Below are 22,250 nucleotides of genomic sequence, written 5' to 3'. Positions count from 1 at the left end.
GCCGCTGATCAGCCACCGGCGGCGCGAGGCGTCGTCGCTGGAGATCGTCCGCGACCTCGCCGTCAAGACCCGCAGCATCGAGACGCCGGTGGGGCGGCTGAGCGGCGGCAACCAGCAGAAGGTCGTGATCGGCCGCTGGCTGCTGCGCGGCCCCAAGGTCCTGATCCTGGACGAGCCGACGCGCGGCGTCGACATCGGCTCGCGCGGCGAGATCCATCGCCTGCTGCGCGACCTGGCCGCCCGAGGCATGTCGATCCTGGTGATCTCGTCGGAGCCGGACGAGCTGCCCGACCTCTGCGACCGCGTGTTGGTGATGGCCGAGGGCCGCATCGTGCGGGAGTTGACGGGGCCGTCGATCACCCGCAATTCCATCATCGAGGCCAGCTATGCCGCCGGCGATGCCGCGGCCGCCGGCAGGAGAATCGGATGACGCACACCGCCGTGGCGAGCCGCCGCTTGTCGCCGCAGTCCAGGCTGGCCCTCGGCCTGTTCGCGCGCTATGCGACCATCATCGGCCTGCTGGCGATGGTGCTGGCCTTCTCGCTTCTCTCCCCGCGCGCCTTTCCCACCGTCAACAACTTCACCAACGTGCTGAACCAGGCCTCGCTGGCGATGATCATCGCGGGTGGGCTGACGCTGGCCGTGGTGGTGGGCGAACTGGACCTCTCGATCGGCTTCGCCGCCAGCCTGCACGGCGTGCTGGTCACGGGGCTGATCGTCGCCAGCGACCTGCCGATCCCGGTCGCCATCCTGATCGTCCTGGCGCTCGGGGCGCTGATCGGGCTGATCAACGGGCTGATCGTGACCAAGATCAAGGTCAATTCGGTGATCGCCACGCTGGGCGTCGGTACCATCCTCACCGGCCTGTCCTTCGCCTATTCCGCTGGCGTCCCGATCGTCTCGGGCGTGCCGGACGCCTTCCTCGAGCTTTCGCTCGGGCGATGGCTGTTCGGCATACCGAACAACATCGTGGTGATGGCGCTGGTCCTGGGGGGGCTGTGGGTCCTGGTCGAGCGCACGGCGCTGGGGCAGGAGATTCAGGCCGTCGGCGGCAATCCGGCAGCGGCCCGACTGGCCGGCATCAATGTCGACCGCATCAAGATCCTCGGCTTCGTCGTCTCCGGGGTCTGCGCGGCATTGACCGGTATCCTTCTCGCCTCCCGCCTCGGCAGCGGCACCACCAGCGCGGCCGACAGCTATCTGCTGACCGCCTTCGCCGCGGTGTTCCTCGGCTCCGCCACGCTGCGCGATGGCGAGTTCCACGTGCTGGGCACCATGATCGGCGCCCTGATCATTGCCTTCGGCTTCAACGGGCTGAACATCTTCGGCGCGCCGACCTACTCCCAATACGTCCTCCAGGGCGCCATTCTCATCGTCGCGGTCGGGCTGTCCAGCCTGGGCCGGACCATCGCGGAAAGTTGAGGTTCCGGCATGTCATCTGCATCGGCCCCGCTCTGGGACGTCCATATCGTCGAGTTTGCCCGGTCCAAGGACCAGCCGGTGGCCAGCCTGGTCCACGGCACCCATGACGAGGGCGTTGTCGATCTGCCGTTCTCCTTCGTGCTGGCGCGACAGCCGGGCCGGACCGTCCTGGTCGACACCGGCTTCATGAAGGAGGGCAGCGGCGAGGAGATGAGCGTGCGCTTCGGCATCCCGCACTGGATCTCGCCGCTGCGCATGCTGGCCGAGCTGGACGTGGCACCCGAAGCCGTCACCGACATCGTGCTGAGCCACGCCCATTTCGACCATATGGGATCGATCGGCAAGTTCCCGAACGCGCAGATCTATGTGCAAAAGCGGGAGATCCTGAGTTGGATCGAGGCCATGGCCCTGCCGCCGCGCTTCGGCTTCCTGACCCAGATCATCAACCCGGACGACCTGCGTCGCGCCTTCGACGCGTCGGTCGAGCACCGGCTGCACTTGGTGGACGGCGACCGCGACGACATCCTGCCCGGTCTGCATCTGCGTCTGGGTGAGGGCCACACACTGGGCCAGCAATTCGTCATCCTGGAGACCTCCCGCGGTCGCCTCGTCATTTCAGGCGACTGCATCTATGCGGCAAGCAACATCTGCGGCCACAACCATGATGGCGTCTATGTGCCCCTGGCGAACGGCGTCGGCAGCGTCTGGGAGCAGCTGAAGACCATCGACCGCATCAACGACGCCATCGACGGCGACATGAGCCGCCTGATCATCCTGCACGACAGCGAGCGCTGGAGCGGCCTGCCGGTGGTGAAGGAGATCGAGGGCTTCCGGATCGTCAAGGCCGGCTAGGCAGCTGCCGGACCGGCCCTCCGCTCGGCGGATGGCGAGGCGGCTGTCGCCGTATCCGCCAGAGACGATATGGCCGAGACCGGTTCCCGGAGAGCCGCCTGACGCCCGTTCGGTCGAGACGGTGCCAAATTCTACGGATTCACATGATGTCCGCTTTCGGAGGCCCAAACGACGTCTCCTCATGGCGCGCCGGAGCCAGAGGCAGCGCGCCGAAGGCGCTGATGGCGATCTAAGGTGGAGAGCGAAAGAGGCAGACGAACGTCGACTGGTCCACGTTAGGGCTCGTATCCGCATCGATCTGTAGGATCTTCACGCCGTGAGGGTGGCAAAGCTCTTCGACGTCGTAGGCTACCTGAAGGATCTCTGGGGCAGCCTTCCGGACCTGCCTCTTGGGATAGATGAAGGCGGTTTCCCACCCTCCGACACTGCTCCACCCTTGGGCGGCAAGGCTCCCGGCTACCTTCGCCAGCCCATGTTCAGAGCCTGCCAGGTAGAAAGTCAGCCAGAGATGTTCACGAGCAAAGGACGGTTCAGCGCCAACCCTCTCGAGGCCGCAAACTATCCGTTGATCGAGCGCTCGAAGCTGTTCCATTGCGGCCCACTCAATCGGTCGCGAGTGGATCCACTATGAGCGGCGCTTGACTGGGCGCAAACTGGCTGATTGGCCTCGATCGGACAATGTCCGGTTCTGAGGCGCTGGCGTCGCGGCCGCTTGTGGCGCCCTCTCGCCGGCTGGCCCGGCCGTCGTTGAGACTCCGGAGCGGCGGCAGGGCTGACCCCGCAGGGGGGGGGCAGGCTGTGTGCAAAGGCCTTGAACGGGAGATGGCGCGCGAGGGCCGCTTTCTGTTAAGCCGACCTTCTGAAATTTGGCTGGGGGAAAGGGGACGTCGAAGCCTCGCCACTTCCAGACCTCGCATTACGACTAAGCCCACGTGGACGCTCATGGCTGGCGCCCGGGGAAGCAGCACCTCTGAAAGTGGTTACTGCTCCTTCTTGAACAAATCCTGGAAGATCAACTGGCCCCAAGCGCGACCACGTGCGTGCACCAGCGCGCCACCCTCGTTGAGCTTTCCCAGCTTGACGGGTGCGAATCCGAGTTGTTTGGCCAAGGCCGCCACGGGAACGGTTGCGTCCTCGTCGTCACTCGACAGGAAGACGACCCGGTGGCCGCCCTCGACAACCGGGTCGGCAGCCAAGGTGGCCGCAACCAGGTGATTGAAACCTTTCACGAACCTGGCGCCGGTGAACGCCTTCGCGACGAAAGCGGAGGACGGGAGGCCGTCCAGCTCTTCCGGGGGAACTCCAAACGTGTTCGTGGCGTCGATGACCGTCTTGCCTTCCCAGCTCGGCAGGGCCTTCGCAACCTCGCGGTGCTCCCAGAACGGGACCGCCAGGATGATCGTGTCGGCCCCGACTGCATCCCGCAGCGACTTGGCGACGACCGTGGGGCCAATCGCCCGAGCCTGCGGCGCCAGCGCCTCGGGCCGCCGGCGGCTCGCGACGGTCACCATGATGTTCCTACGGGCGAAGGCGCGGGCGAGGGCCTGGCCTACCGCGCCGAATCCTACAATCGCATAGCTCACAATGCTTCTCCGATCCGTGTTGATATTGCTTCCCCGGCCTCCAGAAGCGCTGGGTTATCCGCTCCGCTGAGTGGCGACCTTCGAGTAGAGGTCATTCCGTGAACGACTTCCGCCTGGACGGTCGGCCCGGCCGCGCGGAAGTCGTTCCACCATGGACACGCTGGTTCCCGCCGGTCAGCCGCTTCCCGCGATCCGGCGCGAATTCAGATGGCCGAGAAGCCGCCGTCGACAGACAACTCCACCCCATTCACGAAGCTCGAATCGTCTGAAGCAAGAAACAGCGCGACCGCCGCAATTTCCTCAGAACGACCCATCTTTCCCCGCGGGATCAGGGATTCGAACATTTGCTTCGCCTCCTCGGTGAGGACCTGGTCCTGCATCGGCGTGGCGATCGGCCCCGGGTGCAGCACGTTCACCCGGATATTCCTGCCCTTGAGTTCGTTGAGCCACCCGCGTGCGAATGCGTGCAGTGTCGCCTTGCTCGCCGCATACACGCTGTAACCAGGAAAACCTTTGATCGAAGCAACCGACCCGGTCATGAAGATCGATCCGCCATCGTTGAACAGCGGCAACGCCTTCTGGACCGTAAACAGCGTGCCGCGCGCATTCAGGTTGAAGGTCGTATCGAAGTGTTGTTCGGTAATCTCGCCCAGTGGGACGCCTTCGCCCGTACCGGCGCTCGCATACAGGACGTCGATCCTGCCCTTTGCCCGCTTGACCGTGTCGAACAGGCGGTCGAGGTCGTCGAGATTGGCCGCGTCGCCGCGCACGCCGGTCACGTTCCGGCCGATCACCTTGACGGCCTCGTCCAGCGCCTCCTGCCTCCGGCCCGTGATGAAGACATAAGCGCCTTCTTCAACGAACCGCTTGGCGCTCGCCAGCGCCATGCCGCTAGATCCGCCCGTGATGACGGCGACCTTACCCTCAAGCTTTCCCATGACTTCCTTCAAACTCCTCTTTGCCGATCGGGGAGGTCCCCGAGACCTCGAGATGGGCCCGCCGGAGTCAGGCGTTGAGTGCGGAAGCACGCACATCGGTGGTGCGAAATCGATCCGGCTGGACGGCTGACGACAGCCACGACGATCGGTGTTCGCCGTTCGGGATTGGGCCGCGCTCCTCGGCATGGGCTATGATCACCGCCAGTGCTGCCCATATACGAGATGCTGTTTGATGGTGTCGGACATGCGCTTTGGAAGGCGCACCCCGCGGTGCTGGATTGCACCATGATCGACTGGGATGATGTTCGCTACTTTCTTGCCGTCGCGCGCGGAGGCTCGGTGCGGGCCGCCGCTCAGCGCCTCGGGGTGAACCACTCGACCGTGCTGCGACGCGTCGCCCAGCTCGAGGAACGGCTCGGGGCGCACATGTTCGAGAAGCTGCCTTCGGGCTACCGCCTTACGGCTGCGGGGGAGGAGGTCCTCGAGCTCGCGGCCCAGATGGAAGCGTCGTCGCACCAGCTGGAGACGCGCGTCTTCGGCCGCGACCAGAGCGTGCGCGGGCTTCTGCGGGTGACGCTGGCGCCGCCCCTCGCAACGCACCTGCTCATGCCGGACTTCGCCGATTTCGCGCGTCTTCATCCGGACATCGAGATGGAAATCCTGTCGTCCGGCGAGCTGGCAAATCTGACCAACCGGGAGGCCGACGTCGCGATCCGCGTCGTCTATGACCGCAAAACCCTGCCGCCCAATCTTCACGGCCTGAAGGGACCGGAGGTGTTCGGAGGCGTCTACATGTCCCGCGATCGACTGGCCGCGTGGCACGCGGGCATGCATGACCCCATCCGGTGGATCGTCATCAGCGTCCATGGAATCCCAGACTGGGCCGGCGAGGGTGAGGTTCGCACCACGGGGGTTCCGTTCAGGACCACGGACGGCGAGGCGCAGATCGCTGCAGTACGGCAAGGGCTCGGGATCACGACACTGCCGTGCTTCGTCGGAGATGCCGACCCCCTGCTGGCGAGGGTGCCGGGCACCGACCTGCACACGCACGGAACGCTCTGGCTTCTCACACAGGGGGAGACACGCAAGACGAAGCGCGTGCGGCTCTTCACAGAGTTCGTATCCCGCAGGCTGGCCGCGTACGCTCCGCTTCTCGAGGGGCTGTCCGTATCGCGCGACTGACGCGCGGCAGGTCATCGGCGACGCTTGAAGTGGACAAGGATGAAAAGAGCAGCCGTCCAACGCGCATCGGCGTAGCTTCCGCAACCGGGCCGCATGCAGTCGTGTCCGCTTTGGGGAGGGCCGGTCAACGTCCGGTTACCGGAACTCAGCCCGGCTGAGGCAGGCCGTGAAGGGGCGGGAGCCGACGGGTTTAGGGGACGACCGGTTTCGGGGCGTCAGCGCAACAGCCGGATTTGGCGCTGTTGGCACAGATTGGCTGCAGACCACAGTCACACCAAGGCGCCAGATGCATTTCTCCGCCAACGAGACCGGCTCCGGCTAGTGAGGACCATCCCTCCAAGGCTGTCGCCTAGCCCTTCCAGCTGCAGAAGCGCGCCATGAACAGGGCGAAGGCCTCCACCCCGGCCAGATACTCCGCGACCGGCACCCGCTCCTGGAAGGTGTGGCAGTTCGAAATGTCGCCGGGGGCGCAATAGACCGTCGGGATGCCCAACTGGTTCGCGGTGAAGGACCCCTCCGACCAGAAGGGCGCGCCCTCGATTCCGCCGCGGCCTGGCATCGCCGCGCGAACCGCCTCCTGCAGCAGCACGACGGGGGCCGCGGCCGCGTCGGTCTCGAAAGGCATGCCGCCGACCGGGTGGTCGCGCCCGGCCGGGAAGGCGATGTCGACCGTCACCTCGGGGTCGGTCACGGCGCCGCGGATCACCGCCTCCAGCTCCTCCTTCGCCCGGCCGAGATCCTCTCCGGGGCGCAGCTTGCGGATCAGGCTCAGGCTGCAGCGTTCCGGCACCGCGATGTAGCCGCCGGCCTCCATGCCGGTGACCAGCAGGAAGCCGCGCCCGATCAGCTCGTGGATCCCGTGGCTTTCCAGCTCGGCCGAGTGGCACCAGAGGGCGGACAGGATGGCATGGCCGGCCTTCAATGCGTCGACGCCCTTCTCCGGCATGCCGAAATAGGCGGAGCGGCCGGTGACCGTGATCTCGGTGATGAAGAAGCCGATCTGAGCCGGGAAGACGGCCAGCCGGGTCGGCTCGACATAGATGGCGAAATCGGCATTCGGGATCTCGCCGCGCTGGATCTTCGGCACCACGGCCTTGATCCCGGCCGAGACGCCCGTGCCCGGCTCGCCGCTCTCCTCGTCGGCGATGAACACGAAGACGACGTCGCCGTCCAGCACGCAACCGGCGCGGTCCAGCGTGGCCAGGGCCGACAGGCCGGTGCAGATCCCCGCCTTCAGGTCGCCTGAGCCGCGGCCCCAGATCTCGCCGTCGACGATCACGGCGGAGAACGGGTCCTGCCGCGCATCGCCGGCCCAGTGCTCCGCCCAGCCGCGGACATGCACGGTGTCGAGATGGCCCAGCACCATCAGCCGCGGGCCTCGCCCCTTGCCTCTGCGCACGCCCCAGACCACCGGGCGGCCGGGCAGGCAGTCCTCGACCGTGACGTCCTCGCAGCCCAGGCGCCGCAGCTCGTCGGCCACCAACGCCCCGAACGCCGCCTCGGTGCCGGTGACGCTGGGGGTGCGGATGGCGCGCTGCAGCAAGCCGACCGCTTCGTCGGCGTCGATCGCGGCGCGGATGCGGGTGTGGAGATCGCCGGCCATCAGGTGAACACCGCCTCGCGGCCCTCGGGGGTCCAGATGCCGCGGACCTGCGGTGTGCCACCGTGGATGCCCTCGATCGGGACGATATAGGCCCGGCGGACGAAGGCCTGGGCACGGAAACCGTAGATCACCGTATCGCCGACCCGCACCGTCCGCCCGGCCTCGGGATGCAGCTTGCCGTAATAATCGATCATCGCCGGCGCCGGGATGGTTGCGGGCACCGCCTGGCGCAGCGCCGTGTCGGCGTCGCCGCCGACCAGCGCCTTGACCGGATAGTCCTTGAACACCGGGTCGACATAGAGGCCGCCGCCGAAGCAGAAGGGCGTGCCCTGGTGGATGTGCGAGATCTCGGTGAGATATATCATCGCCGGGTTCTCCGGCAGGTCGCGGATGGCGTGCAGCGGCGTGGTGCCAGTCAGGGCGTGGCCCGGTTCCACCTGGGTGGCGCCGGCATCGGCCAGCACCTGCATCACCGCGGCGGAGTTGGTGCCGGGGGTATTGATCACCGGGTCCTTGCGCCCGGTCGCCGCCACCCGTTTCGCCGTGGCCTCCAGCGTGCGCAGGTTCGGCGTCGGCGTCACCGCGCCGCTGGCCTCGTCGAACAGCAGGGCCGGGAAGCTGGTGATGCCGGCGAAGCGGCCGCCCGGCCGCTCGTCCAGCAGGTCGGCCACGCGCTCGATCTCCTCCGCCGCGAAGCCACCCTCATGGCCGTCATAGAAGCGGTCGCCCTGGGCGAAGACGCGGGCGACCAGGTCCTGCACATGGCCCTCCGCCGCGGCGGCATCGGCTGCCTCCGCCGCCTTCTCGGCATTGAACACGGTCCAGATCTCCGGCCGCATCCGGGCGCCCTCGCGCGCCTCGCCGCGCGGCACCTGCGACAGGTGGCCGAGATGGCCGAGCTTGTGGCGGGACCGGTGGATCGGCCGGGCGCAGGCCATGTCGACGGCGACGAAGCGGTCGATGCCGCCGGCCCGGATGGCATCCAGCGCCGGCGGGTTGCGGCCGAACTGCTTGGTCATGGCATAGACGGTCAGGCCCAGCCTTCCGGCTGTCGCCGCCAGCGCCGCCGCATTGGCGCGCATGGTGTCGAGGTCGAGGAGATAGGAATTGGCCGGCACCGCGCCGGATTGGTGCAGCGTCACCGCGACCTCGACGAAGGCGCGGTTCTTGGCGACGAGGGCGTTGAGAAACATCGGCGGGGTCCCGGTCAGGCGGCGGCGCGGACGGCGCCGGTGATGAGGTCGACGAGGTCGCGGGCGGTGACGTCGGGAATGCGGACATCGCCGACCTTGCGTCCGTGGCGCAGCACCACCGCGCGGTCGCAGGTCTCGATGACGTGCTGCATGTTGTGGCTGATCAGCAGCACGGCGACGCCCTGTGATTTCAGCGTCAGGATCAGCTCGTTGACATGCCTGGACTGCTCGACGCCCAGAGCGGCGGTCGGCTCGTCCAGGATCACGATGTGCTTGCCCCAGCCGACGGCGCGGCCGATGGCGACGGCCTGGCGCTGGCCGCCGGACAGCCGCTCGATCGGCACGCCGGACGGGGGCACGCGGACCTTCAACTTCTCCAGGATCCGCGTCGCCTCCGCCGCCATGGCCCGTTTGTCGAGCCAGCCCAGCGCCTTCAGCAGCGGGTTCGGGTGGACCATCTCGCGATGCAGGAACAGGTTGGCGGCAACATCCATCTTGCCGACCAGGGCCAGGCCCTGATGCACCGTTTCGATGCCGCAGTCGCGGGCGTCCTGCGGCGTCGCGATCTGCACCTCCTTGCCGTCGACCAGCACGGTACCGGCGGTGGCGCGGTACAGGCCGCTGATGCAGCGCGTCAGCGTGGTCTTGCCGGCACCGTTGTCCCCTAGCAGGGCCAGCACCTCGCCACGCCGGACCGCTAGGTCGACATCGGACAGCGCCTCGACCGGGCCGAAATGCTTCGACAGGCCGCGGACCTCGAGCGCCGGAACATCGTCAGTCATTGCCGGGTCTCCCGCAGGCTGATGGCGACGGCCAGGATCAGGATCACGCCGCGCGCGATCATCTGGTCGGACACGCTGAACCCCATCAGGATCAGCCCGTTGTTCAGCACGCCCAGCAGCCAGGACCCGACCACGGCGCCCAGCACCGAACCCTTGCCGCCGAACAGGCTGGTGCCGCCGATCACCACCGCGGCGATGACGGTCAGGAGGTCGGTCTCGCCCAGCGTATAGCGGGCGCCGTGCAGCCGGCCGGCATACAGCATGCCGGCCAGGGCCGCGGTCATGCCGGTGACGACGAAGACGCCGATGGTCACCCGCACTGTGCTGATGCCGGCGGCGCGGGCCGCCTGCACCTCGCCGCCCGTGGCCAGCACCCGGCGACCATAGGCGGTGTTGTTCAGCGCCAGATGGCCGACCACCAGCGCGACCAGTGTCCAGACGAACAGCACCGAGACCGGGCCGATATCGCCGGAGCCGAAGACGAAGGTATAGGCGTCGCTGGTGATCGGTACCGATTCCAGGTTGGTCAGCACCCGGGCGATGCCGGTGATGATCCCCATGGTGCCGAGCGTGACCAGCAGTGCCGGGATGCGCAGCGTCACGGTCAGGAGGCCGTTGACCACCCCGATCAGCGCGCCGCAGAGAAGGCCGGCCGGGATCGCCAGGGCCATCCCGGTCTCGCGCATCACCACGGCGGTGATCAGCGCTGCCAGGGCCACGGTGGCGCCGACCGACAGGTCGATCTGGCCGGCGCAGAGCGCGAAGGTCATTCCCACCGCCATGATCGTCACCGGCGTGGTCTGCCGGATGATCGTCATCATGTTCTCGGGCGTCAGGAAGCCCCGATCGGACAAGGCGACCGCGAAGAAGGCGAGGATCGCCACGAAACCGATATAGACGACGAAGGCGCTGAGCTGCCCGCCCCGGAACAGCCTGGCGACGGCGGTGGACATGGGGACTCCTGTTCTCCGGCGACTACTGCAGAGCGGCCTTGACGGTGTCGGGCAGCGGCTTGTGCAGGGACTGCTCCCAGGCGGCGCCGAGATTGGCCTTGGTCGCCTTCACCAGTCCGACGGTGGAGAAGGGCGGCGCCGTCTTGCCCAAGAGGCCATAGGCCGCCAGCACCGCCATGGCCTGGCCGACCTCATAGGGCATATCGGCGACGGTGCCGAACATCGATCCGCTCTTGGCCATGTCCAGCGCATTGTTGGCGCCAAGATCGTGGGTGACGATCCTGATGTCGGTGCGGCCGGCGGCGCGCAGCGCCTCGACCACGCCCTCCGCCGCCACGTCCCAGGCGACGTAGATGCCCTTGATCTCCGGATGCTGTTGGATCATCGCCGAGGCGATGTCGAAGGTCTGCGGCTCCGCCGTGAAGCCCTTGGCGTCGACGATGATCAGGCCGGGATACTCCTTCTCCAGCGTCGCCCGGAAGGCGCCGTCGCGGTTGTTGGTCACGAAGAACTGGGCATCGTGATAGATGAAGCCGACCGCACCCTTGCCGCCCAGCGCGTCGTTCATCAGCTGCGCCGCGGCGCGGCCCATGCCGATATGGTCGCCGGTGACGATGCCGACATAGTCCTTGCCGGCGACGAAGCCCTGGGCGCCGTTGTCGGCCAGCACCAGCTTGACCCCGGCCGCGTTGGCCCGGCGAAAGGCCTCGGCCCCGGCCACCGGGTCGACGATCAGGGTCAGGATCGCGCTCGGCTTCAGGGCCAGCGCCGTCTCCACGTCGCTGGTCTGCTTCGCCGGATCGAACTGCGCATCGGCGCGCGCGACGACGCTGATGCCGAGCTCCTTGAGCTTGTCCTCGGCCCCGGCGGAGAGGGCGTTGTACCATTCGCCCGACCCGGCCCAGAGCAGGGCCGCGCTGTAATGCCCGGCCTGGACCTTGGCGATCTCCTCGGGCGTCAGGCCGATCTGGCCGGCCGGCGTCGCCGGCTCGCCGTTCGGTCCGGTCTCGGGTTTGCCCAGGTCGAAGCTGCTGGGCGTGTCGTAGAAGGGCTTCTGCGCTGCGGCCGGAAGCGTGGCCAGGGCGACGGCGGCCAGCGCGGCCGCGGCGAGGCTGCGTCTCATCGCATGCCCCTCACTTCAGCGCGCCGGCGACGGCGTCAGGGAGCGGCCGCTTCAGCGACCCTTCCCAGCCCTGAGCCAGGTTGGCCTTGGTCACGGCGACTAGGCCGACGGCGTTGAAGGCCGGGGCCGGCTTCTTCAGCAGGCCATAGCCGGCCAGCGTCGCCATCGCCCGGCCGATCTCGTAGGGCTGGTCGGCGACGGTGCCGTACATCGATCCGCCCTTGGCCATGTCGAGCGCGTTGTTGGCGCCGAGGTCGTAGGTCACTACCTTCACATCGGTGCGGCCGGCGGCGCGCAGCGCCTCGACCACGCCCTCCGCTGCCACGTCCCAGGCGACATAAATGCCCTTGATCTCCGGGTGCTGCTGGATCATCGCCGAGGCCAGGTCGAAGGTCTGCGGCTCAGCGGTGAAGCCCTTGGCGTCGACGATCACCAGGCCGGGGTACTTCTGCTCAAGTGTCGCCCGGAAGGCGTTGTCGCGGCCGTTGGTGATGAAGTATTTGGCGTCGTGATAGATGAAGCCGACCGCGCCCTTGCCGCCCAGCGCGTCGTTCATCAGGCCGGCCGCGGCCGTGCCCATCGCGGCGATGTCGTCGGTGACGATGCCGACATAGTCCTTGCCGGCGGTGAAGCCCTGCACCGGGTTGCTCAGCAGCACGGTGGTGACGCCCTTCGCCACCGCCGGCTTGAGCGCCGCCGCGCCCTGCACCGGATCGAGGATCAGGGTCAGGATCACGTCCGGGCTCAGCGCCATCGCGGTCTCGATGTCGTTGGCCTGCTTCGCCGGGTCGTATTGCGCGTCGGCGGTGGCGACGACCTCGATCCCCAGCTCGGCGAAGCGCGCCTTGGCGCCGGCGGTGACGGCGTTCACCCAGTCGCCGCCGCCATGCCACAGCAGCGCCGCCTTGTGCCCACCGGATTTCAGCGTGCCGATCTCGGCGTCGCTCAGGCTCAGATCCTTGGCCGGGGTCGGCGCGCTGCCGTCCGGGCCGGGCAGGGGCGCCGACAGATCCAGCGCCAGCTTGTCCTTGTAGAAGGGTTCTTCCGTCAGGCCGGTGGCGGCGGGGGCAAAGGCGGCCAGCAGCGCCGCCAGGGCCAGGGTGCGTCTCATGGTGCTCTCCCCGTTCTTGTCCCGGTTTCGACCGCCGCGTTCCTGAAACTGGGGCGGGCAATCCGATCGGGTCGTCTCAACAATGCGCGTCCGCGCCCGGTCCGTCAATTAGGCTATCAATTTGACTTATAAATATGCGGCGCCTAGTCTCGCCGGTGAACTGGGGGACGGCCATGCTGTTGAAGGCGACCAATATCGAGCAGGCCAAGCTGATCAATCTCTGGGTCGTGTTCGATGCCGTGCGCCTGCATGGGCCGCTGTCCCGGGCCGATATCGCGCGCCTGACGGGGCTGTCGAAGCAGACGGTGGTCAATCTCGCCGATGAGCTGTACGAGGCCGGGCTGCTGCGGCCGGAGGGGCGCAAGGTCGCCGGGGTCGGCAAGCCGTCGATCCAGCTGGCGATCAATCCGGATGGCGGCTGCACCATCGGCCTGCAGCTCGACCGTGGCCGGCTGGTGGCGGTCCTCGCGGATCTGGCGGGCCAGGTGCGCCGGCGCGCGGTGCAGCCGATCGATACGCCCAGCCCCGACCAGGCGGTGCCGCGGCTGCAGCAGCAGGTCGACGCCATCATCGCCGAGTCCGGCATCGCCAGGGACCAACTGCTCGGCGTCGGGCTGGTGATGCCTGGGCCGTTCGAGGTCGAGGGGCTGGGGCCGACCAGCCTGCCCGGCTGGGACGGCCTGACCATCGCCGCCGACCTGGAGGCCGCGGTCGGCCTGCCGGTGTCGCTGGAGAACGACGCCACTGCCGCTGCCAGCGCCGAGTGGCTGTATGGCGCGGCGCGGTCGCTCTCGACCTTCGTCTACGTCTTCCTCGGCATCGGCCTGGGTGCCGGCATGATGATCGACGGCCGGCCCTTCTCCGGTGCCGCCGGCAATGCCGGCGAGTTCGGCCATGTCATCGTGCAGCCCGGCGGCCGGCTTTGCGAATGCGGCAACCGCGGGTGCCTCGAGGCCTATGTCTCGCTCAACGCCGCCTTCCGCGACCTGGCGGGGCAGGGGCTGTCGCTGCAGTCGATCGAGGCGTTCGACCGCGAGATCGGGCCGGACGACCCGCGTCTCGGGCGCTGGCTCGACGATGCCGTCGAGCCGTTGCGGATGGGCCTCAACATGCTAGAGAACATCTTCGACCCGGAGGCGATCCTCCTCGGGGGCGACGCGCCGGATTGGCTCTTGGAGCGGCTGTCCGAGCGGGTGCAGCCACTCTACCGTTCACTTGGCTCCGGCCGGCACCGACGGTGGCCGCGACTGATGCGGGCGACGCTCGGCCGCGACGCCGCCGCCCGGGGCGCCGCGGTATTGCCGCTGTTTCGCACCCTGAACCCGAGCTACGTTCCGCTCGGAAGTGCGCCCGAAAAGCCGACGGCGGTACGGCTCCGAATCAGCAACGCATTGTCATAGCGACCCTACCTAGCCTCGGCGCGCACAGTCGGCGAGCCTCGCGATGCACGGCTCAGCGCAGGTGTCGCGAAAGCGAGTGCCACTCCGTCATCAAAGCTAAGCTCGCGGCCCGGAGCCAGCTCATATTGCGATTCGCTGACCGCTCCTCGCGCGCAGCTCTTGTCCGCAAAGGTGCGCCTTGGGCCTTGTCCGCTCTTCGACGTCGAGCACGACGGCCGCTTTCGGGCGCCTCGGTCGAGCCGGTCGATTCGAGAACGCCGGGATTCCGCGGTACTTCATCCATGTCCGCTGTCAAGGCGCGAACTCGATGTCCGGATATGGCGCGATCGAGACCCTAAGGCTGGTCCATCCTCACGAATTCCGATCGGCGCCCTGGCTCTGGCCGGCATCCTGCTGTTCATGCCGAACACGGGACGTCAGGAGTCGAAGCGCTTCGACTGGCTCGGCTTCGGCCTGCTCAGCCTCGGCATCGGCGCGTTGCAGATGATGCTCGACCGCGGCCAGGACCAGGACTGGTTCAACTCGCTCGAGATCATCATCGAATTGACCTTGGCGGTACTCGGCTTCTACATGTTCATCGTGCACATGTTGACGGCGGAGTTTCCTTTCGTCCGGCCACGACTGTTTATCGACCGCAATTTCGTGATCGCGGTCGTCGTCATCTCTGTCGTGGGCTCGATCTACTATGCCGTCATGTCGCTTTCGACGCCGTTCCTGCAGAACGTGCTGGGCTATCCGGTGGTGACGGCCGGGCTGGTGATGGGCCCGCGTGGCGTCGGCACCATGATGGCGATGATGATGGTCGGCCGGCTGGTCGGAAAGGCCGACACCCGCCTGCTGCTGCTGGCTGGGTTGATCATGATCGTCGTCTCGCTGTGGCGAATGACGGGCTACAACGCCGACATCTCGCAGACCGAGTTCATGCTCGACGGGCTGGTACAGGGCGCCGGGCTGGGGTTCGTATTCGTGCCGCTCTCGACCATGGCCTTCTCGACCCTGCCGCGGCTGTATCTCGACGAGGGCGCCGGCATCTACAGCGTGTCGCGCAATCTCGGCAGCTCGATCGGCATCTCGGTCACCACCGCACTCCTCACGCGCAACACCCAGGTGAACCACCAACTGCTGAGCGAGCACGTCAACGCCTTCAGTCCGGCGGTGCGGCAGCTGCCGGACATGATGTCCCCGGACACCGTGACCGGCCGGGCCATCCTGGACCAGATCGTCAATCAGCAGGCTTCGCTGATCGCCTATGTCGACGACTTCAAGCTGCTGATGGTGCTGGCGATCACGTCGATTCCGCTTTTGCTCCTGCTGCGCAAGCCCAACGCCAAAGGCGGGCCGGCCGTCTCGGTGCATATGGATTAGATGCCGTCCGGGGATGGCCTCATAAGATCTCGATTATCGCCTCATGATGACAGCGGCGAGAAAGAGGCGCTGCGTTTCGAATTCCTCCGCAATGCTGCTTACAAGCGAGCAGCCGCCTGGCGGATATATAGGGCATCGGACAATCGGGCCTCGCGCTATTCCCGGTTCCAGATATATTGCGTCGACCCGCGACGATGTTCGGAGCGAAGGCTGCGCGCTCGCCCTTCCAAGCGTCGATGGAGCGCCGCGCGTGGGAGAGAATTACGCGAAGTCCTGTTGGCTGCCGTCACTGCTGAATGCCGCACTGTCCGCGCGCCGCTCCACACCAAAAGGCCAACTCCGAACAATGGTTCTTATGCCTCGCTTGGCATAAGAGCCTTGGCCTACATCCACTCCGCGGCTCACACCTGATGAATACGATGCGCAGGGCGGCTGCTTGAGGATGTGGTTCGACCAGCCTGTGCCGACAACATCACCAGTGACTGCGGTGGTCAACATCCTGGCTGCGAGAAGGACTAACGCTGAATGACGGCCAGAGGAGTCGCAGAGACACAAGTGCCGGTGAAGGACAGGCGACGCAGCGACTCCGTCATCTCCACTGAGCCCATCCATTAGCCGATCCGGTCCGTCCGCGCAAGTCGTCGTATAATCAGCAATCGCTGCACGGAGAATATCTTAAGAATTTTGCAAATAATGCATTTTGCGCCAAAGTGTGTTCGCGATGCGCCAAAAGTTCTATTCAATATTGACGATCCGCGCCAGGAGGTGAAATATTGCGCAATCCTGACAATCGCGTCTGTGATCCGAAGGATCGAGTAGACGGGAAGGACGTTGCTCTGGCGGATATCGACGGCGACGGCAAGGTGGATTTTGTCATCAACGGCGAGATCGACCGCGTCCACAACTTCGACAAGAGAAGGATCTGGTACTGGAATGGCGCTGCCTTCGACTCGGTAGCCCATGACGTCGACGACGCTCAGGTTATCGCGGCTCCCGATCTGAACGGCAACGGACGCCAGGAGCTCGTCGTCTCCACGGGCACAATCGGCAGCACCGGCTCGGCCGCCTATGAGCATCGGTCGGGTAGCCGCTTCTCCCTCGACAAGACCGCAAACAATGTGATGGGCAGCGGTTGGAGGTTTGCCGGCACGCAGGGCGACTTCAACGGCGATGGCGCCACTGACCTGGCCAACCTGGTGGACACAAGGAGCGCAACACTTCAGAGCGCCTTTTCCTACGGCAACAAGCTCGTCGTGCATGGCTCATACAAGCTCTACAACACCATTTGCGGCGACGATGGATGCGGCCTCTTCGCCGGCGACTTCGACGGTGACGGGCGCGCCGACATCCTGGTCAGCAATCTGTATGACGACACCTTTCCGCGCTCCAATCGCCATGCGGTGATCCTGCTGTCGCGCGACGGCCGCTGGGAGTGGCAGGGGCGGTATGACTGGGGCGATGTCGAGGCGGTCGCCGACTTCAACGGCGACGGCAAGGCCGACGTCGCCCGTAAATTCGGCGTCACCCTGACGATCATGTATTCGCCGGTCCAGACCGCGCAGATGCCCTCGCCAATTCCCGACCTGCTGGTCTGGAGCAAGAACCCGATCGGCGGCCAAACCTGGATCGCCTACACCCCGTCATCCAGCTCGCGGTTCAAGAACATCAATCTGCCCTTCGTGCAGCAGACCGTCCGCTCCGTGAAGCAATGGGACGGCGTCGGGCCGCAGGCGCAGACGACGTTCAGCTACACCGGCGGCCGCTGGGATGCCAGCGAGCGGCGATTCCTCGGCTTCGGCAAGGCGTTCGTCGTACGGCCGGCGACCTCCACCGGGAACCTGAACCGGCCGGGCGTCGAGTACGAGTTCAAGCAGAGCCTGGCCTCCGCGGGCAAGGTCAAGACCATCCGCTACTACGCTGGCCCCAGCAACCAGACGACGCTGTTGCGGGAGGAGCGCGAGACCTATGCGGAGTCCTCAAGCCTCCCCTATCGATCCGTCAACGCATCGAGCACGGACGTCCTCTTCTACCAAGGCAACGCTCGCTTCAAGCGGACCGAGCGAAGCTTCGACCTCTGGGGCAATGTGGTCCAGCTGAAGGAGCTCGGACACCACGATCCCAACTCGACGGCGGATGCCGCGGACGACCGCGTCACGCTGACCGGGTTCAACATCGCGATCGGCGCGGAGGGCCCCTACATCGTCGACCGGCCGTACAACACGGTGTTGATGGCCGGCAATGTGGTCTATCGCCAGATGCTGTTCCTCTATGACGGCCGCGAGGACTACCGGACGCCGCCCGTCAAGGGCAACCTGACGGCCGAGATGCGCGGGCTGCTCGGAACAGGCGGCGGTTGGGCGACACGGCGCTTCACCTATGACGGCTGGGGCAACGTGACCGCCGAGGCCCAGACCGTGGGCACGCAGGAGATCCTCACCGAGACCTGGTACGACGAGACCTTCCACCTCTATCCGAAACAGGTGGCCCGGCGCCTCGGGTCGGTCGCGCCGCATGTCACCAAGGCCAAGGTTCACCCCAGGTGCCTGAAGCCTTGGACGGCCACGGACGTGAACGGCCAGGTCTCGACCTGGACCTACGACCAGTTCTGCCGTCCGGTTCGTCTCAGCAAGCCCGGCAACGACTATGAGGAGTGGCTGTACTGGGACATCGGCTCGCCCGGGTCGCAGAAGATCGAAAGCCGCCGGCCCGGCCCGGCTGGCCAGGACTTCATCAGCAGCCGGCAACGCTTCGACGGGTTCGGCCGCATTCGGCAACTCTATGCGGACGGCCCGGACGGCAAGACCATCGTCGTCGACAAGGAGTATGACGGCCGCGGCAATCTGATCCGCGAGTCGGCGCCGTACTACACGTCCTCAACCGTCGCGCCGCGCACGACCTATCGGGTCGATGCGCTGGACCGGCAGATCGCCAGGATCATGCCGGACGCGACCGCGGAACGGCCGCAGGCCTATGTGACGGAGTACGGGTTCGACAGCGGCACCGAATCCTTCGACTGGGTCCGGGTGACCGACCCGGCCGGGAACAAGATAACGAATTACCGCGACGCGTTCGGCCGGACGGTGAAGGAGAGCCGCTGGCTGACCGCCGACACGCCTGCAGTCACGGTGTATCGCTGGGACGCCGCCGACCAGCTGGTCGGCATCACCGACCCGATCGGCGCGACCTGGACGTACCGCTACGACACGCTGGGGCGCCGGATCTCCGTGTCGGATCCGGATCTCGGATATTCGACCTACCAGTACGACGCGGCCAGCCGCCTGGTGCGGCAGAAGGATGCCCGCAACTCCGAGATCACCTTCACCTATGACGCGCTCAGCCGGGTGACCCGCAAGCGCGCCCGCCTGGCAACCGATCCGGCGAGCGGCGGTGAGGTCACCGACTATGTCTATGATGGCGGCGAGGCGGGCACCGCGAACAAGGGCCAGCTGGTGCGCCAGGTGAATGCCTTCGGCCGGCTTTGCGCGGATTACGACGTGGCCGGCCGGGTGATCCGGCAGCGCTGGACGGTCTTCCAGCAGGGCACCCTGTGCACGGGCACCCCGGCCACCGGGACCTTCACGGCCACGACGGCATACGACGCCGGCGGCCGGGTGCTGGGCCGGACGCTGCCGGACGGCACGGCCGCCGGCGACACCGTCGGCAAGGTCGGCAGCACCGGCAGTCCGTTCACCTATGACGCGGCCGGCCACCTGAAATCGATCCCGGGCCTGATCGACTCGATCACCTACGACGCCTCGGGCCAGCCGCTGGAGACCCAGTACGGCAACGGGGTCGTCACCGCCAACACCTACAACCCCGATCGCCTCTGGCTCGTCAGCCGTTCGATCAAGCGGGGCTCGACGGTGCTGGGGGCTGCCAGCTACGGCCGCGAGATCAGGAACGGGTTGATCACCACGACCAGCCTGTCCTTCGGCGGCGCGGCGGAGAGCTGGACCTACACCTATGACGGGCTGTACCGGCTGACCAAAGCGGATGCCGGCACCAATGCGCGGGACGAGGACTTCGCCTACGACCTGGCCGGACGGATGCTGACGGGTCCGTCCGGGGCCTATGTCTACCCGGCCGGTGCCCTGTCCCCACGGGTGCATGCGCCGATCAGCATCGGCGGCCGCGCCTATGGTTGGGACGATGCCGGCAACCTCCTGAGCAACGTGCAGGAGGAGGGAAGCGCCTCCCGGGTCTTCACCTGGGATGCGGAGAACCGGCCGAAGACGATCGCGCTGAACGGCCGGGTGACGACGCTGTCCTACGGCCCGGACGGTTCGCGCTGGCTGAAGGAGACCACGACGGCCGCGACCTGCCTGGGGGCGACGTCGGTCGCCAAGGTCTACTCCTTCGGCCCGGATCTGGAGCGGACGGTGGAGCCGATGTGCGGGACGGGCGGGTGGTCCAACACGATCACCTGGACGAAATACCCGCATGCCGACGTCAAGCGGGTGGGCGAGGGCACGGCGGCCAAGACCTTCTACCTGCACCGGGACGGGCTGAACACGGTGCGGCTGGTGACGACCGCCGCCGGGGCGGTCGAGGAGTCCTCGACCTACACGCCCTACGGTGACCGGACGCGGACGTCGGTGGCGGGCGCGACGACGGAGGAGACCAAGGGCTATATCGGCGAGCGCGAGGACCCCGAGATCGGCCTGGTCTATCTCAACGCCCGCTACTACGACCCCGAGATCGCCCGGTTCGTCTCGCCGGACTGGTGGGATCCGACGAAGGAGGGGGTGGGGACCAACCGGTACGCATACTCATTCAATGATCCCGTTAATAAGAGTGATCCAAGTGGACATGCTCCGGGAGATCCGAGCGGGAGCGTTAATACTGAAAATCTAAATCAGGACCAGATCGATCGCATAGATCGGGAGCGAGCGGGAAGCGGAGAGGTACAAGTTGCCGAACAAAAACTTGTGGGCAATGTGGCGAACCAGATGGGCGCCGTGGCAACCCCAACTCCGCGGTTGGCGCGAATACAACAACAAATGCGTCAGCAGCAATTGCAAGACAATTATCCAAAAGGATACTCTGGACCGCAGATGCGAGATGAAGTTCCGGATATAATTCCGGACACAGTTAAGCCTTCATCTCGTGTCCTCGGAAAGGCAATGGACGAAGCAGGAGTGCCGCCAGCGCCTGGCTCGGCCAACCATCATATCGTGGCGGGCTCGGCACCAGCGGCCGCACCAGCGCGAGCGGTCTTGCAGGAGCAAGGTATCGGTATTAATAGTGCTGTCAACGGTGCTCGACTCCCGGCAAATCTAAGTGCGCCAAACCCAGCAGGAGCAGCTGTACACTCGACGCTTCACAATAATGCCTATTTCAATGCCGTGAACAACATCATGTCGAACGTTCGCAATCCGCAGGATGTTGTGAGAGCCCTTGTAGAGATTGGTCGTCGCCTACAGAATGGAACCTTTCCATGACAGTCGTTTACGAGCCGGTCGGCGTTGATGGATATCAGCTCTGTCAGCCGATTGATCCGTCTGGCTTTGCCCTTATAAACAAGGCAATTGGCGGAAATGGCAGCCTCAAAGGATGGAAGCCGCCGACGATGAGGTTCGTAAATGTAGACAAACGGAAAAAGTTAAAGGAGTCGGATTCGCCATGGTTGTCCTCCAGTGCGTTGATTTTTCGAAAGGAAGCCTGTGAACGCCTTGAGGAAATTCCTAACCTAGACGCTGAGTTTTTGAGATTTGATTGTGATGGAATTGACCTTTTTTTTCTAAAACCCCCAATCGTGGGCAATATTCTCGATACAGAAAGATCTGATATTTCCTGGTTTGATGATGGCAGAATTATGGCAATTTGGAGGCCTGTATTTAGAAATGATTTGATTAGAGATATTGTTGCTTTTAAAATTTCTGATCTTGATGTTAGTCCAACGTTTGTGACGCAGGCGTTTTTGGAGTCGTGGAGTAAAGGCGGTTTAAGGGGGCTTGATTTTCGAAAAGTTTAGTGCGGCGCTTATCCGTGCTGATAAGGCGGGGATTACGAATAAATGCAATATAGTTATCGTGGCCGACAGGTGGGCGTCGCTGCTCAGTCGCGCTGATGCGGGACCGCGATCATAGAGTGAAGAATCATCGCGTCGCTCTCCGAGAGCGGGATTACTGTCGTATTGCATTTTCACGGAATTCGTCTGCGCCTAGCACGTATTGGCGTGATTCTTTCCGCTGAAGCCATCATTCGACAGAAAGCGCACCCTTTGCGCCGGTTCTTGCATAAGATCCAATCGAATTATGTCTAAGCCGTCGTCCCTCCTCCAATTCCGCCGCTCCGCCGCCCGCTTCCTGTCCTGGTGGTTCGGCGCGTTGGCGGACCTGCTGCCCGAGCGACTGACGGGGACCATCGGCCTGCGTCACCGGCTGCCGGTGGCGAGGCCGACCGACAATGGCTGGGTGGTGGAGATCGGCATCTCGGTCCGCGGCCTCGTGGACTGGGCCGCGCGGAACCGCCATTGGCCGGTAGTGCTGCGCTTTCCCGGTGACGCCGGATTGTCCCGCGAGATCTCCCTGCCGGTCGCGGCGGCGTCGTCCCTGCCGCAACTGCTGCGCCGCGAGATGGACCGGCTGATGCCGTGGCCGGGCGATCGGGTGTGGCTCGCCGCGCAGGTGCTGCGCCGCACCGAGGGCGGGCGCAAGATCGAGGTCGAGCTGACCGTGATGCCCGATACCGCGATCGAGCCGGCCCGGCGCAGCCTGGCCGATCTCGGCGTCCCTGTCGCC

At 65.8% G+C, this 22,250-nt stretch carries 17 protein-coding genes; 9 read left to right on the top strand and 8 right to left on the bottom strand.

From position 1 onward, the window contains the following. The 3 genes from P409_RS05060 to P409_RS05050 form a co-directional block, all read left to right on the top strand. A partial coding sequence (locus P409_RS05060) for an ATP-binding cassette domain-containing protein (RefSeq protein ID WP_034832544.1) occupies positions 1-430 on the top strand: 430 nt, incomplete at its 5' end. Continuing rightward, positions 427-1,422, top strand: a complete 996-nt coding sequence (locus P409_RS05055) for an ABC transporter permease (protein ID WP_034832542.1) — start codon at positions 427-429, stop codon at positions 1,420-1,422. The genes P409_RS05060 and P409_RS05055, both read left to right, overlap by 4 nt. Before the next feature lie 9 nt (positions 1,423-1,431). Further along, complete coding sequence (locus tag P409_RS05050) at positions 1,432-2,274, top strand: N-acyl homoserine lactonase family protein (RefSeq protein WP_034832541.1); 843 nt, start codon at positions 1,432-1,434, stop codon at positions 2,272-2,274. 980 nt (positions 2,275-3,254) lie between these two features. Here P409_RS05050 and P409_RS05045 read toward each other — a convergent pair. Next, the gene (locus P409_RS05045) at positions 3,255-3,857 is read right to left on the bottom strand and encodes an NADPH-dependent F420 reductase (protein WP_034832539.1); all 603 of its coding nucleotides are present in this window, start codon (positions 3,855-3,857) and stop codon (positions 3,255-3,257) included. A 203-nt stretch (positions 3,858-4,060) separates the two neighbouring features. Further along, positions 4,061-4,795, bottom strand: coding sequence for an SDR family NAD(P)-dependent oxidoreductase (locus P409_RS05040; RefSeq protein ID WP_034832537.1), 735 nt, complete (start codon positions 4,793-4,795; stop codon positions 4,061-4,063). 285 nt (positions 4,796-5,080) lie between these two features. Between P409_RS05040 and P409_RS05035 the strand changes: the two genes are divergently transcribed. Next, positions 5,081-5,977, top strand: a complete 897-nt coding sequence (locus tag P409_RS05035) for a LysR family transcriptional regulator (protein WP_034832548.1) — start codon at positions 5,081-5,083, stop codon at positions 5,975-5,977. A gap of 349 nt (positions 5,978-6,326) precedes the next feature. Here P409_RS05035 and P409_RS05030 read toward each other — a convergent pair whose 3' ends face one another. Genes P409_RS05030 through P409_RS05005 form a run of 6 tightly spaced genes read right to left on the bottom strand, consistent with a single transcriptional unit; the run spans position 6,327 to position 12,742 of the window. Beyond that, positions 6,327-7,580 carry a M20 family metallopeptidase gene (locus P409_RS05030; protein WP_034832534.1) on the bottom strand — a complete coding sequence of 418 codons (1,254 nt, stop codon included), beginning with the start codon at positions 7,578-7,580 and terminating at the stop codon, positions 6,327-6,329. Beyond that, positions 7,580-8,773, bottom strand: a complete 1,194-nt coding sequence (locus tag P409_RS05025; protein WP_034832533.1) for an alanine racemase — start codon at positions 8,771-8,773, stop codon at positions 7,580-7,582. Before P409_RS05025 ends, P409_RS05030 begins: the two co-directional genes overlap by 1 nt. A 14-nt stretch (positions 8,774-8,787) precedes the next feature. Further along, on the bottom strand, positions 8,788-9,555 hold the full coding sequence (locus P409_RS05020) for an ATP-binding cassette domain-containing protein (RefSeq protein ID WP_034832531.1): 768 nt from the start codon (positions 9,553-9,555) through the stop codon (positions 8,788-8,790). Beyond that, positions 9,552-10,508 carry an ABC transporter permease gene (locus tag P409_RS05015; RefSeq protein WP_034832529.1) on the bottom strand — a complete coding sequence of 319 codons (957 nt, stop codon included), beginning with the start codon at positions 10,506-10,508 and terminating at the stop codon, positions 9,552-9,554. Before P409_RS05015 ends, P409_RS05020 begins: the two co-directional genes overlap by 4 nt. 22 nt (positions 10,509-10,530) lie before the next feature. Beyond that, on the bottom strand, positions 10,531-11,631 hold the full coding sequence (locus P409_RS05010; protein WP_081991278.1) for a substrate-binding domain-containing protein: 1,101 nt from the start codon (positions 11,629-11,631) through the stop codon (positions 10,531-10,533). A 10-nt stretch (positions 11,632-11,641) separates the two neighbouring features. Next, positions 11,642-12,742, bottom strand: coding sequence for a substrate-binding domain-containing protein (locus P409_RS05005; RefSeq protein WP_052120049.1), 1,101 nt, complete (start codon positions 12,740-12,742; stop codon positions 11,642-11,644). A gap of 173 nt (positions 12,743-12,915) precedes the next feature. Between P409_RS05005 and P409_RS05000 the strand changes: the two genes are divergently transcribed. The 5 genes from P409_RS05000 to P409_RS04985 all read left to right on the top strand — a co-directional run. Beyond that, positions 12,916-14,142 (top strand): ROK family transcriptional regulator, encoded by a 1,227-nt coding sequence (locus P409_RS05000; RefSeq protein WP_034832528.1) that lies wholly within the window; start codon positions 12,916-12,918, stop codon positions 14,140-14,142. Between the two features lie 159 nt (positions 14,143-14,301). Then, entirely contained in the window at positions 14,302-15,507 is a 1,206-nt protein-coding gene (locus P409_RS04995; protein ID WP_152613249.1) for an MFS transporter, read from the top strand. Positions 15,508-16,280: 773 nt separating this feature from the next. Next, on the top strand, positions 16,281-20,948 hold the full coding sequence (locus P409_RS04990; RefSeq protein WP_152613248.1) for an RHS repeat-associated core domain-containing protein: 4,668 nt from the start codon (positions 16,281-16,283) through the stop codon (positions 20,946-20,948). Next, a complete protein-coding gene (locus P409_RS37765; protein WP_152613247.1) occupies positions 20,945-21,481 on the top strand; it encodes a hypothetical protein in 537 nt (178 codons plus the stop codon). Before P409_RS04990 ends, P409_RS37765 begins: the two co-directional genes overlap by 4 nt. A 283-nt stretch (positions 21,482-21,764) precedes the next feature. Beyond that, on the top strand, positions 21,765-22,250 hold a 486-nt coding region (locus tag P409_RS04985; RefSeq protein WP_034832526.1), incomplete at its 3' end, for a hypothetical protein.

The organism is Inquilinus limosus MP06, from assembly GCF_000767795.1.
Classification (GTDB): Bacteria; Pseudomonadota; Alphaproteobacteria; order DSM-16000; family Inquilinaceae; genus Inquilinus; species Inquilinus limosus_E.
Note: the sequence above shows the minus strand (reverse complement) of the source record. Positions and strands in the feature narration are given on the sequence as shown.